The organism is Roseateles sp. P5_E11, assembly GCF_054049355.1.
In genome coordinates, this window is the sequence record NZ_JBFUMO010000130.1 from 1 (window position 1) to 12,421 (window position 12,421).

At 68.0% G+C, this 12,421-nt stretch carries 13 protein-coding genes; 7 read left to right on the forward strand and 6 right to left on the reverse strand.

All coding sequences use genetic code 11. The features are described 5' to 3' along the window. Together ACXJKR_RS12110 and ACXJKR_RS12115 are read left to right on the forward strand one after the other, a co-directional pair. Nucleotides 1–520 (forward strand): efflux RND transporter periplasmic adaptor subunit (locus ACXJKR_RS12110; RefSeq protein WP_457323044.1); only part of this gene is annotated, 520 nt, incomplete at its 5' end. Next, nucleotides 517–3,618 carry an efflux RND transporter permease subunit gene (locus tag ACXJKR_RS12115; protein ID WP_457323045.1) on the forward strand — a complete coding sequence of 1,034 codons (3,102 nt, stop codon included), beginning with the start codon at nt 517–519 and terminating at the stop codon, nt 3,616–3,618. The genes ACXJKR_RS12110 and ACXJKR_RS12115, both read left to right, overlap by 4 nt. On the opposite strand, the gene ACXJKR_RS12120 is transcribed toward ACXJKR_RS12115, so the two are convergent. The 4 genes from ACXJKR_RS12120 to ACXJKR_RS12135 all read right to left on the reverse strand — a co-directional run bounded on the left by ACXJKR_RS12120 (nt 3,619) and on the right by ACXJKR_RS12135 (nt 6,314). Beyond that, nucleotides 3,619–4,092, reverse strand: coding sequence for a low molecular weight protein-tyrosine-phosphatase (locus ACXJKR_RS12120; RefSeq protein WP_056191718.1), 474 nt, complete (start codon nt 4,090–4,092; stop codon nt 3,619–3,621). 137 nt (nt 4,093–4,229) lie between these two features. Next, nucleotides 4,230–4,922, reverse strand: coding sequence for a ribulose-phosphate 3-epimerase (rpe, locus tag ACXJKR_RS12125; protein ID WP_056191720.1), 693 nt, complete (start codon nt 4,920–4,922; stop codon nt 4,230–4,232). A gap of 34 nt (nt 4,923–4,956) precedes the next feature. Beyond that, nucleotides 4,957–5,571, reverse strand: coding sequence for a DNA-3-methyladenine glycosylase I (locus tag ACXJKR_RS12130; RefSeq protein WP_457323046.1), 615 nt, complete (start codon nt 5,569–5,571; stop codon nt 4,957–4,959). After that, a complete protein-coding gene (locus ACXJKR_RS12135) occupies nt 5,568–6,314 on the reverse strand; it encodes a substrate-binding periplasmic protein (RefSeq protein ID WP_457323047.1) in 747 nt (248 codons plus the stop codon). The genes ACXJKR_RS12130 and ACXJKR_RS12135 overlap by 4 nt, the downstream gene beginning before the upstream one ends. 62 nt (nt 6,315–6,376) lie before the next feature. On the opposite strand from ACXJKR_RS12135, the gene apaG reads away from it, so the two are divergent. From apaG to mltA, 3 genes are all read left to right on the forward strand, one after another. Continuing rightward, entirely contained in the window at nt 6,377–6,751 is a 375-nt protein-coding gene (gene apaG, locus ACXJKR_RS12140) for a Co2+/Mg2+ efflux protein ApaG (RefSeq protein ID WP_056192606.1), read from the forward strand. Then, nucleotides 6,748–8,715, forward strand: coding sequence for a site-specific recombinase (locus ACXJKR_RS12145; protein ID WP_457323048.1), 1,968 nt, complete (start codon nt 6,748–6,750; stop codon nt 8,713–8,715). The genes apaG and ACXJKR_RS12145 overlap by 4 nt, the downstream gene beginning before the upstream one ends. Before the next feature lie 102 nt (nt 8,716–8,817). Further along, nucleotides 8,818–9,918: a murein transglycosylase A gene (mltA, locus tag ACXJKR_RS12150; RefSeq protein ID WP_457323049.1), complete on the forward strand. Its 1,101-nt coding sequence runs from the start codon at nt 8,818–8,820 to the stop codon at nt 9,916–9,918. Here mltA and ACXJKR_RS12155 read toward each other — a convergent pair. Further along, entirely contained in the window at nt 9,902–10,183 is a 282-nt protein-coding gene (locus tag ACXJKR_RS12155) for a DUF427 domain-containing protein (protein WP_056191728.1), read from the reverse strand. The genes mltA and ACXJKR_RS12155 overlap by 17 nt on opposite strands. 24 nt (nt 10,184–10,207) lie before the next feature. On the opposite strand from ACXJKR_RS12155, the gene ACXJKR_RS12160 reads away from it, so the two are divergent. Together ACXJKR_RS12160 and ACXJKR_RS12165 are read left to right on the forward strand one after the other, a co-directional pair. Continuing rightward, nucleotides 10,208–10,447 carry a hypothetical protein gene (locus ACXJKR_RS12160; protein ID WP_457323050.1) on the forward strand — a complete coding sequence of 80 codons (240 nt, stop codon included), beginning with the start codon at nt 10,208–10,210 and terminating at the stop codon, nt 10,445–10,447. Nucleotides 10,448–10,455: 8 nt separating this feature from the next. Then, nucleotides 10,456–11,091, forward strand: a complete 636-nt coding sequence (locus ACXJKR_RS12165; protein ID WP_457323051.1) for a glutathione S-transferase family protein — start codon at nt 10,456–10,458, stop codon at nt 11,089–11,091. A 348-nt stretch (nt 11,092–11,439) separates the two neighbouring features. Here ACXJKR_RS12165 and ACXJKR_RS12170 read toward each other — a convergent pair. Beyond that, nucleotides 11,440–12,421: hypothetical protein (locus tag ACXJKR_RS12170; protein WP_457323052.1), on the reverse strand; the 982-nt coding region annotated here is incomplete at its 5' end.

Genomic DNA, 12,421 nt, shown 5'->3' on the forward strand with positions numbered 1-12,421 from the left:
GCCTGAAACCCAGCTCGGCTCGCTGCTGAGCGCCACGCGTGCCGGCGAGCTGGATGTCGAGGCCTTGCCGCCGCCGGGCTCGGCGCGCGGCGCAACCTCCATCAAGGGCCGCGTCACGGCGGTGGACAACCTCGTCGACAGCGCCACCGGCACGATCAAGGTCAAGGCCGAGTTCGACAACAAGGCCCAGTCGCTTTGGCCGGGCCAGTACCTGCGCGTGCGCGTCACGCTGCGCACGCTCAAGGGCGTGACCGTGGTGCCGCAGGCCGCCATCATCATGCGCGGCAACGAGCGCTCGGTCTACGTCGTGGCGCCCGACAACACCGCCAAGCTGGTGCCCGTGCAGCTGCGTCAGGCCATGGGCGAGCAGGCGGTGGTGGAGGGCCTGGACGCGACGGCCCAGGTCGTCATGGAAGGCAAGCAGAACCTGCGGCCGGGCACGCCACTGCGCATTCAAGCCAGCGGCGGAGCGGGCGCCGCATCGGCCCCAGCGTCTGCCGCTTCGGGCGCTGACAAATGAGGCTCACCGAGCTGTTCATCCGGCGGCCGGTCATGACCGTGCTGCTGAACCTGTCACTCGTCATCGCCGGCCTGGCCGCCTGGAGCCGCATCCCGGTCGCGGCGCTGCCGTCCTACAACACGCCCATCATCAACGTCGGTGCGTCGCTGCCGGGCGCATCGCCCGAGACCATGGCCTCGTCCGTCGCRCTGCCGCTGGAAAAGCAGTTCTCGACCATCGCCGGCCTATTGACCATTTCGTCGACCAACACGCTGGGCAACACCTCGCTGACGCTGGAGTTCGACCCCTCCCGCAACATCGACGCCGCCGCCGTGGACGTGCAGGCGGCGCTGTTCCGGTCTTTGCGCGCGCTGCCGGCCGAGATGACCTCGCCGCCCAGCTACCGCAAGGTCAACCCGGCCGATGCGCCGGTGCTGCTGGTGGCGCTGACGTCGCCTTCCATCGACCYGACCGAGCTGAACGACTACGCCGAGAACCTGCTGTCGCCGGGCCTGTCCACCATCGACGGCGTGGCCCAGGTGTCCATCTTTGGCCAGAAGCGCTATGCGGTGCGCATCAAGGTCAAGACGGACCTGCTCAACCAGCGCAACATCACGCTGGACGAGCTGCAGACGGCGGTGCGTGCCGCCAATGCCAACACGCCCGTCGGCGTGCTGGACGGCTCGCGCCAGACACTGACCATCCAGGCCAACCGCCAGCTGCGCAACGCCGCCGAGTTCGGCCGCACCGTCGTCGCCTCGCGCAACGGCGCGCCGGTGCTGCTGCGCGACGTGGCCGACGTGCAGGACAGCGTCGAAACCAGCAAGACCTACTCCACCTACCAGGGCGAGCGCTCCATCGTGCTGGCCATCCAGCGCCAGCCCGACGCCAACACCGTGCAGGTGGTGGACAAGGTCAAGGCCCTGCTGCCGCGCTTCGCGTCGCAGATGCCGGCGTCCATCCAGATGAGCACGCTGAACGACCGCTCGGTATCCATCCGCGAGTCGCTGCACGATGTCTACGTGACGCTAGCGCTGACGGTCGGCCTCGTTGTGCTGGTGATCTTCATCTTCCTGCGCCGCGCCGTGGCCACGTTGATCCCGACGGCCTCGCTGCCAATCTCGCTGATCGGCGCGCTCACGCTGCTGTTCGCGCTCGGCTACTCGCTGGACAACATCTCGCTGCTCGGCATCACGCTGGCCGTGGGCCTGGTGGTGGACGACGCCATCGTCATGCTGGAGAACATCGTCCGCCACGTCGAGGACGGCATGAAGCCCTTCGACGCGGCCGTGCGCGGCGCGCGCGAGATGGCCTTCACCATCCTGTCGATCTCGGTGTCGCTGGTGGCCGTGCTGATCCCGATCTTCTTCATGCCGGGCGTCATCGGCCTGCTGTTCCACGAGTTCGCGGTCGTCGTGGGCCTGTCCATTCTTGTGTCGGCCGTGGTGTCGCTGACGCTGGTGCCTATGCTCTGCAGCCGGTTGTTGAAGGCCGACGAGCACCATGAGGATGGCCCGATGGGGCGCCTGTTCGAGCGCGGCTTCACATGGACGCTGGACACCTACACCCGCACGCTGGACCTGGCCCTGCGCCACCGCAACTGGGTGCTGGGCGTGGCGCTGCTGAGCTTCATCGCGACGGTGTGGTTCTACATGACCATCCCCAAGGGCTTTTTCCCCGAGGAGGATATCGGCCAGATACAGGCCAGCACCGAGTCTGCCGAGGACACATCCTTCGCCGCGATGACCCTGCTGCAGGAGCGCGTGGCCGCCATCGTGCGCAACGATCCCAACGTTTTCGCCCTGAGTTCGGCCGTCGGCGGCGGGCCCTCGGGCAGYGCCACCAACACCGGCCGCATGTTCATCAACCTGAAGGCGCGCGGCAGCCGCGAGCCCATGCCCAAGGTGCTGGAAGGCCTGCGCAAGAAGCTGCGCGCGGTGCCCGGCATCCAGGTCTATCTGCGCCCGGTGCAGAACCTGCAGCTCGGCGGCCGCCAGAGCAAGAGCCGCTACCAGTACACGCTGCAGTCGGTATCCACCGGCGAACTCAACACCTGGGCAACCCGGCTGCAGGAGAAGCTGCGCGGCGATGAGCGCTTCCGCGACATCACCAGCGACTCGCAAATGCGCGGCCTGCAGGCCAGCCTTGTCATCGACCGCGAGCGCGCCGCCATCCTGGGCGTGCAGATGCAGGACCTGCGCAATGCGCTGTACGGCGCCTTCGGCGAGCGCCAGGTGTCCAGCATCTATGCCGAGAGCAACACCTACCAGGTCATCATGGAAGCCGGCGAGGACGACCGCAGCAGCGAAGCCGCTTTCGACAAGATCTACCTGCGCGGCAAGAACGGCGCGCAGGTGCCGCTGACGGCCTTCGCCACCGTGCAGCGCACGCTCGGGCCCACGGCGGTCAACCACCAGGGCCAGCTGCAGGCCGTCACGATCAGCTTCAATCTCGCACCCAACGTGCCGCTGGGCGACGCCACCAAGCAGATTGACGCCTTCACGCGCGACATCAAGCTACCACCCAGCATCATCACCAGCTACGGCGGCGACGCGGCCGTGTTCCAGGATTCGCAGGGCGGCCAGCTGCTGCTGATCGGGCTGGCAGTGGCCGTGATCTACGTGCTGCTGGGCGTGCTCTACGAGAGCTACATCCACCCACTGACCATCCTGGCCGGCCTGCCGTCGGCGGCGGTGGGCGCGCTGATCACGCTGCAGCTGTTCGGCATGGAGCTGACCATCATCGCCACCATCGGCATCGTCATGCTGATCGGCATCGTCAAGAAGAACGCGATCATGATGATCGACTTCGCGCTGGACGTGCAGCGCAGCCAGGGGCTCAAGCCGGCCGAGGCGATCCGCCAGGCCGCGATCCTGCGCTTTCGGCCCATCATGATGACGACGCTGGCGGCGCTGATGGGCGCGCTGCCCATTGCGCTCGGCCTGGGCGCGGGGGCCGAGTTGCGCCAGCCGCTGGGCCTGGCCGTGGTGGGCGGCCTGATCCTGTCGCAGGCGGTGACGCTCTACATCACGCCGGTCATCTACCTGGCGCTGGACCGCTTCAGCGGCACCGGGCCGGACGTGCGCGAAGTGGCGGACTTCGCCAGCAAGGCAGCCTGATCAGCTCAGTTTCAGGCGGCCTTCGCGGCTCTCGGTGAGCAGCCGCTGGGCCGCGCGCTCCAGCATGCCGATGACGGCGTCAAAGCCTGCGACCGGGCCGAAATAGGGGTCGGGGATGTCCTGGCCGGCCAGCTCGGGCACGAAGTCGGTCAGCAGCAGGATCTTGGCGTGGTGCTCGGGCGCTGCCTTGGTGCGCAGCGCGTCGACATGCTCAGCCTCCATGGCCAGCACGAGGTCGTATTGGCCGAGCTGCTCAGGCTCGACGCGGCGCGAGCGCCATTTGCGGTCGAGGCTGTAGTTGTGCCGGCCCAGTGCCGCTGCGGCGCGGGCGTCCACCGGGCCGCCGCGCGGGTCAGCATGCACGCCGGCCGAGGCAATGGTCTTGAACACGTCGCCAAGCTTGGCCCTGAAGATGGCCTCGGCCATCGGTGAGCGGCAGATGTTGGCGGTGCAGACGAGCAGGATGGCGGCCATGTCAGTTACTCAGTTGCGCGGGACGAGCGCCGGGCCGCTCCCAAGCCGGCCCGCAATGGTGATGTGCTTGCCGGTCGAACCGGCAAGCATCGCCGTCCCCGCGGGGGACCGGCCAAGGTAATCCTTGGACGAGGGGCTCACGATCTCGCAAGTTCCGTGCGCATCGCGTCGACGACGGCCTTGTAGTCGGGCTTGCCGAAGATGGCCGAGCCGGCGACGAAGGTGTCGGCGCCCGCCGCGGCGATCTCGCGGATGTTGTCGACCTTGACGCCGCCGTCGATCTCCAGGCGGATGTCCCGGCCGCTGGCGCTGATGATCTCGCGCGCCTTCTGCAGTTTCTTCAATGCCGACGGGATGAAGCTCTGGCCGCCAAAGCCGGGGTTGACGCTCATCAGCAGGATCACATCGACCTTGTCGATGACCCACTCCAGCACGTCCAGCGGCGTGCCCGGGTTGAACACCAGGCCGGCCTGCTTGCCCTCGGCCTTGATGAGCTGCAGCGTGCGGTCCACGTGGGCGCTGGCCTCGGGGTGGAAGGTCACCACGTCGGCGCCGGCGCGGCAGAAGGCCTGGGCCAGGCTGTCGACCGGTTGCACCATCAGGTGCACATCGATGACGGCCGGCGTGCCGTCGGGCTTCACGGCATGCTTGCGCAGCGCCTCGCACACCATCGGCCCGAAGGTCAGGTTGGGCACGTAATGGTTGTCCATCACGTCGAAGTGGATCCAGTCGGCGCCGGCGGCGAGCACGTTCTTCACTTCGTCGCCCAGGCGGGCGAAGTCGGCGGACAGCAGGCTGGGGGCGATGCGGTATTGCGGTGCGGCGGGCATAGCGGGGGATTCTAGGCAGCCCGCTTGCCCCGCTTCAGCGGCCCGGCCGCTTGAAGCTGTCGCGCGCCTTCTGCGCCTCGGCCCAGTGATGGCAGCCGGGCTGGTGGTCGTTGATCAGCCCCATGGCCTGGATCAGCGCATGCATGGTCGTCGGGCCGACGAATTTCCAGCCGCGCTTCTTCAGGTCCTTGGACAAGGCCTCGGAAGGCGCCGACGTGGCCAGGTTGTGGGCCACCGAGTTCTTGGGCGGCTCGAAACGCCACAGATAGGCGGCCAGCGAGCCCTCGGTGGCCACCAGCTCCACGCAACGCCCGGCGTTGTGGATGGCCGCCTCGATCTTGCCGCGGTGGCGCACGATGCCGGCGTCGGCTAGCAGGCGGTTCACGTCCTTCTCGCCAAACTTGGCGACCTGGTTGTAGTCGAAACCCGCAAAGGCGGCGCGAAAGGCTTCGCGTTTGTTCAGGATGGTTCGCCACGACAGGCCGCTCTGGAAGCCCTCCAGGCACAGCTTCTCGAACAGGCGGAAGTCGTCGGCCACGGGCCGGCCCCATTCCTCGTCGTGATAGCGCAGATAGGTCTCGTCGCCGGGCGCGGCGGCGCACCAGGCGCAGCGTGGGCGGCCATCAGGGGGCAGGAAGAGGGGTTTCATCGGTATTTGTCAGCGAGTTGGCGCAGCGTGCCATCCTTCTCCAGCTTGCGCAGCGCCTGGGTCAGGCGTTCCTCATGGGCGGCCGGCAGGTCGGCGCGCAGCGCGAGGAACTGCGGCTCCTCCTGGAAGACGGTGCGGCCGAACCTGAGCTTGTCGCCCAGCTTGCTCTGTGCCACATGGCGCTGCAGGTTGATGTCCTGGCCGTAGATGGCGTCGGCGCGGCCCATGACCAGCATCTGCAGGGCCTCGCGCTCGGAGCTCACCTCGGCGACAGCCACATTGGCCGATACCAGCCGGCGCGCCAGCGCCGTGCCACGCATGACCAGCACCGGCTTGCGGCGGCTCAAGGCGGCCAACTGGGCCAGGGAATCGGGGTTGCGCGGGTCGTCGGCGCGCTGCACGACCACGTGGCGGACGGTATACAGCGCCACCGGCGCATAACGCCATTGTTTCTCGCGCTCGGGCGACTTCAGCAGGCAGAAGAAGGCATCAATGAGGCCGTCGGCCAGCAGGCGTTCCACACGCTTGAGCGGCACCTGCTGGTCCAGCCCCGTGAAGTGCAGGCCTGCGTCCTGCCGCTCGACGGCGTGCAGGATTTCCAGGCAGAGCCCGGGTTTGAGCGGGCCGCCGTCGGGGTCGTACTTCACTGTCGAGCTGGCCTGCTGGACCGTGCGCAGCGTCAGCTCCTGGGCCGGCGCCGCCAGGCTCAACAGCGCACTCAACAACCAGGGCCAGCGCAGCACTTAGGATCACACACCCCGAAGAACATGCGGCGAGCATAGCCCCCGAGACGGACAATCACCCGATGGCCAACCCCCGTTTCAGTTGCAGCGTCACCGTGCAGACCCTGCCCGAGCAGACCCATCTCGAGCAAAGCCTGTACGCCTTCAGCTACACGATCACGATCGAGAACACCGGCGATGTGCTGTCCCAGCTCATCGGCCGGCATTGGGAGATCACCGATGCGCGTGGCCAGATGCAGGTCGTCGACGGCCTGGCCGTCGTCGGCCACCAGCCCGTGCTCGCCCCAGGCCAGAGCTTCCAGTACAGCTCCTGGGCCCAGATCGGCACCCCCCAGGGCACGATGCGCGGGCGTTTCCTGTGCGTGACCGAGGGCTGCGAGATCTTCCACACCGAGGTCGACGAATTCCTGCTCGCCGACAGCGCTTCTCTGCATTGACCTGGGATCTCACAGCTCTCCTGAACGCGGCCGACCCGCAGGCCGCGCTCGCCGAGCGCAATCTGTGGCTGGTGCGCCTGCTGGAGTGGCTGCGGCACGCGCCGCGTGAAGAGGCCTCATCGGGCACGCCGCTGCCCATCGTGCGCCTGAAGCACCTGCTCAATGTGCTGGAGCGCCACCCCGAGCACGCCTGGGCGTTTGCCAATGTCATCGGCGGCGTCTGGAACGACGTCGATGCGGTGGCGCTTTTCGCCGAAGTGGGCTTCGCGCCGCGCATGGCGCTGTGGCATGAATTCCTGGGCCGGCTGCGCCGCCGCCTGTTGCCGGCCACCACCGATACGCGCGACCTCGCGGCACTGTTCGAACTGCTCTTTCCCGACGAGGCCGACGAGGACTGGATCGCCGCCATCGACGATGAGCTGCTGGCGCGGTTGGGCCTGCTGTTTGCCGCCACGCCCGACGACGGCTGGCGCATCGAAGCCAACGCCGCGATCACGGTGCTGGTCAGCAGCGTGCATGCCGCCGGCCTGGCCGGCCCGCTGCGGGTGCGCATGGATGCGGAGTTGGTGCAGGACAAGCCCTTCCACCAGCTCCCCGCCGCCTGGGCGGCCGTCGAGCGCGCGCTGGCCGGCGCCGATGACGATGCGGCCGCACTGGGGTCGGCCATGCAATACCTGCACGCGCTGCTGGACCGCTGCCGCGCTGCTGCGCTGACGGTGCCCGAGCATCTGGAAGTGCATGGCGTGTCGGTGGATCTGATGTTCTCCGTCGAGCAGCTCACCGCGCGGCTGGACCGCATCGATGCGCTGCTGGCCTGCCTGCTGTCCCACGAACCCCAGCGCGAGCTGCTGCGCCTGGTGTCGGGCCTGGTGCGCGTCGTGCACGAGCGGCGCAGCCTGCGCACGCTGTTCGCGCGCCACTACTCGCTGATGGCGCGCAAGGTGGCCGAGCGCAGCGCCGAGACGGGCGAGCACTACATCACCCGCAGCCGCGAGGAATACCGCGACATGCTGCGTCGCGCAGCCGGTGGCGGCGCTGTTTTGGCCGGCACCACCTTCCTGAAGTTCGGCATCGCCCTGCTCGGCTTCACGGCCTTCTGGGGCGGCTTCTGGGCCGGTGTGAACTACGCGCTGTGCTTCGTCCTCATCCACCTGCTGCACTGGACGGTGGCCACCAAGCAGCCGGCGATGACGGCCCCGGCCATGGCCGACAAGCTGCTGCACATCGACCGCGACGACGCCATCGTCGGTTTCGTCGACGAAGTGACCCATCTCGTGCGTTCACAAGTGGCCGGCATCATCGGCAACCTCACCGTCGTGGCGCCGCTGGTGCTGGCGGTGCAGGGCCTGTGCTGGCTGGCCTTCGGTGCGCCGCTGGTGGGCGTGCGGGATGCCGAATACGTGCTGCATTCGCTGAGCCTGTTCGGCCCCTCGCTGCTGTTTGCCGCCTTCACCGGCACGCTGCTGTTCGCGTCCAGCATGATCGCCGGCTGGGTGGAGAACTGGTTCGTCTTCCACCGCCTGGACAGCGCCATCGCCTGGAACCCGCGCATCGTCGCGACGCTGGGTCAGACGCGCGCGCAGCGCTGGTCGCACTGGTGGCGGGCCAACATCTCCGGCCTGACGGCCAACATCAGCCTGGGCCTGATGCTGGGCCTGGCGCCGGCGCTGTTCGGCTTCGTCGGCCTGGGCCTGGAGGTGCGCCACGTGACGTTGTCCACCGGCCAGCTCGCCGCCGCCGTGGGGGCGCTCGGTGTCGGCGTCATGACGACCTGGGCCTTCTGGTCCTGCGTGCTGTGCATTGCCGGCATCGGCATGCTCAATGTCGGCGTCAGCTTCTTCTGCGCCTTCAAGGTGGCGATGCGCTCACGCGGCGTGCGCCTGGCCGACCGCAAGCGCGTCTATGCCGCCATCCGCGCGCGGCTGCGGCGCCAGCCCTTGAGCTTCCTGATCGCGAGGAGTTAGTCCTCGCGCCGCTCGCCCTTCTTGCGGCCCGAGAACATGGTCCACCAGATGATGAAGACGAAGATCAGCAGCGCGCCGAGGGCTTCGAGGATGAGGAGCAGCATGGGGTGGTGGACGCGTGGGGTGCTGGCGGCGATTCTAGGAAGCCTGGCCGCCTGCTCGTCGCCGCCTTTGCAGCCACCGAGCCCTGCGCCCGTCACGCCCACCGCGCCCAAGGCTGCGTCGCGCTGGGTCGCCGCCGACTGGAAGGATCTGCCTGGTTGGGGGAGCGATGACCTGCTGGCCGCCTGGCCGGCCCTGCTGGCCAGCTGCCAGCGCCCCGCGCCGGGCTGGGCCGAGTTCTGTGCCCGCGCCGCGCTGCAGGCGCCCGCCGACCCGCTGGAGGCCACGCTGTTCCTGATGAAGCATCTGCGCCCCTGGCGGCTGCAGGGCGAAGGCGGTGAGGCCGCCGGGCTGCTGACGGGCTATTTCGAGCCCCAGCTCGCGGCCAGCCGCACGCGCCAGGGTGCCTTCCAGTGGGCGCTGCATGCGCTGCCCGCCGATGCCGCGCTGCGTCGCACGCCGCGCCGCGACATCGACACCCATCCGCGCTTCACGGCGCTGGAGCTGGCCTATGTCGACGATCCTTTTGCGCTGCTGCAAATCCAGATCCAGGGCTCGGGCCGTCTCGTCGTGCGTGATGCGGCTGGCGCCGAGCGCATCAGCCGCGTCGCCTACGCGGGCCACAACGATCAGCCCTTCCAGTCTGTCGCGCGCGCGCTGCTGGACCGTGGCGAGGTGGGCGACGCGACGCCACGAACCCTGAGCGACTGGGCGCGCCGCAACCCGGCCAAGGTGCGCGAGGCCCTGGCCGTCAACCCGCGCGTCGTCTACTTCCGCGAGGAGCCCCTGCCCGATGTGAACCAGGGCCCGCGCGGCGCCCAAGGCGTGCCGCTGACGCCGGGCCGTTCCGTCGCCATCGACCGCAGCTACATCGCGCTGGGCACGCCGCTGTGGCTGGACAGTACCGCGCCGCTGTCGACGACACCGCTGCGTCGCCTCGTGCTGGCCCAGGACACCGGCAGCGCCATCCAGGGCGCCGTGCGCGCCGACCTGTTCTGGGGCTGGGGTGAAGAGGCCGCGCTGCAGGCCGGCCGCACCAAGCAGGCGCTGCGGATGTGGGCGCTGTGGCCCGAGGGTTCCAGCCCTACTCCGAAACCTTGACGCCCTTCCAGAAGGCGTAGCGGCCCTTGATCTCGGCTGCGGCGGGCAGCGGGTCGGCGTAGTACCAGACCGCATCCGGGTTCATCTCGCCGTTGACGAACAGGCTCAGGTACTGCGCCTGGCCCTTCCAGGGGCAGCCGCTGCGGTGGTTGGAGAAGGTCGTGTATTCCTTCTTCAGCGCTTCGGCCGGAAAGTAGTGGTTGCCTTCGACGACCACCGTATCGTCGCTCTCGGCGATGGTTACGCCGTTCCACACTGCCTTCATCGTCTGCTCCGGGAGAATTGAGGGATGAGACGCTACCACTCCCACCTCGGCCGCGACATCGTCCTCACCGGCGGCAGCGCCCGGGATCTCGACCCCGGCCAGTTCGGCGTGCTCGCCATCGACGGCGGCGCGGGCGGCTGGTCGGTCGTGCACAAGGGGCCGGAGGGCGACGTGGACGAGCTCAACAACGAGATGCACTTCGAGACGTGGGAGGAGGCGCTGGCGTTTGTGAAGGAGTTGATCGGGATGATGGCGGCACCATGACTGCGGCGGTGCAACCCTTGATCCTGTACGGCGCCGAAGCCTCGGGCTCGGTTGCCGTCGAAGCGGCGCTGACGCTGCTGGGGCTGCCCTACCAACTGATCGAAGGCGCCACCTGGGTTGAGCCGGCCGCCCGCGAGCGCGTCGCGCCGACCAACCCGATGCGCCAGATCCCGACGCTGGTGCTGGAGAGCGGCGAGGTCATGACCGAGAGCGCGGCCATTCTGATCTACCTGGCCGACCTGCATCCCGAGGCACGTCTGGCACCGGCGCCCAGCGACCCGTTGCGCCGGCAGTTCTTGCGCTGGATGCTCTATGTGTCGTCGGCGATCTACTCGTTGCATTGGATCAAGCCGGACGTGAAGCGCATCGGCGCGCCCGACAGCGCGCGGGATGCCGTCGTCGAGGCCGTGCACGAGCGCATTGCCTTTTGCTGGTCCAACATGGATAGGCAGCTGACGCCGGGGCGTTATCTGCTGGGCGCTGAGTTGACCGCGCTGGACCTCTACGTCGCCGTCATCTCCCGCTTCGGGCCCTGGCGGGAGCGCTTCTATGAAGCCGCGCCGCGCATGGCATCAGTGGTTCGGCGCATCGACGAGGAACCGCGGCTCCTGGCGCTGTGGCGCGAGCGGTTYCCGGAGGAGTGAGCTTGAGGCGCCGCCGACCGCGATGGATGGGTTGGCTCTGGGGCTGCCCGTCTCTCTAAAGTAGATATCGCAGGCGCCTATCTGGCGTTGCCCTATATGGGCCTCGGGGCGCATGGCTTTGCGGTGGCGTCACGCCGCTACCGGGGCACCGATCTTGATCGCGTCAACCGTTCACAGGTCGCGAGACTTGTGGCGCTGTCACATGCGCGGACCTGCTGCCAGCAAAGCCCCGGAGCCGCTTGGGTGCAAGACTCAGCAACTGCTGCCGCTGCGCCCTTGTTTCACTTTCATGTCATTGCGAAGTGAGCGGTGCTGCCAGCCCGACCGGGTCTGGGGGCGACCAACGCTTCACTCTCGCCTGCGGACCAATCGCAGCAGACTCAGCAACTCGGACTTGGTGATGACGACGCCAGCAATGACGACTTCCTGCGTCTCAGCGTTTCCCAACACCAGTTGATGGCTTCGCGTGGCCGCTGCACCATGGCCGACGACCACGACGTTGTCGACGTTTGGCGCCTGTGTGGACACGGCGCCTGACATGCCACCGATGAAGACCGAGCGCGCGGCGCTTCGGGTTGTCGAGCCGGCCCACATGCCGACGGCGACATTGCTTGAGCCCGTGGTGGCATGCATGGCCATGGCGCCGACGATGACGTTTTCGTCGCCGATGCCCGCGTCCGCCATCGCGTGCGCGCCGACCACGGTGTTGTACTCCCCTCGCGGTATGTTCTTGCCTGCGGCTACGCCCACAAAAACATTGCGCGAGCCCTGCAGAAAATTCTCGGCGGGAGTGTATCCAACGGCGGTATTCCCCTCGCCGCTCTCGAAGTAGCGCAAGGCGCTATCGCCGATGCCCGTGTTGTTGCCGGCCGAAACCAGCGTGCTGCAGGCCAGCCTTCCGACCGCTGTGGCGCCCACGCCGCCCACCATGCTGCTGAGCGCTTCAACACCAACTGCGGTGCAGTCGATCGCATTGAGCGAGGAATACATGGCCAAGGAGCCGACACCCACGTTGTTCATGCCCTCCGTCTGGCGGCACATGACCAAGTCGCCGAGAGCCGTGTTCCACGATCCGACGGTGCAGGCACTCAGCACGTTCTCGCCAACGCCCACATTCGCCTTGCCGGTCATGTAATAGGCAGGCGATGGGCTGAAGATGTAGTTTCTGCGCGGGTGCGCCGGCACCAGAGGGCTGCCGTAGATGAGGCCCGAGTCCGCGCTGTTTGGCAGGGGCGCACTCGCCGCGATCTCCGATGGCTTTGGGGAAGAGAGGACTTTCCGCCGGGCGGCGTCTGACGTGGCGGAGACAGGGCGGTCGTCAGTGTCTACC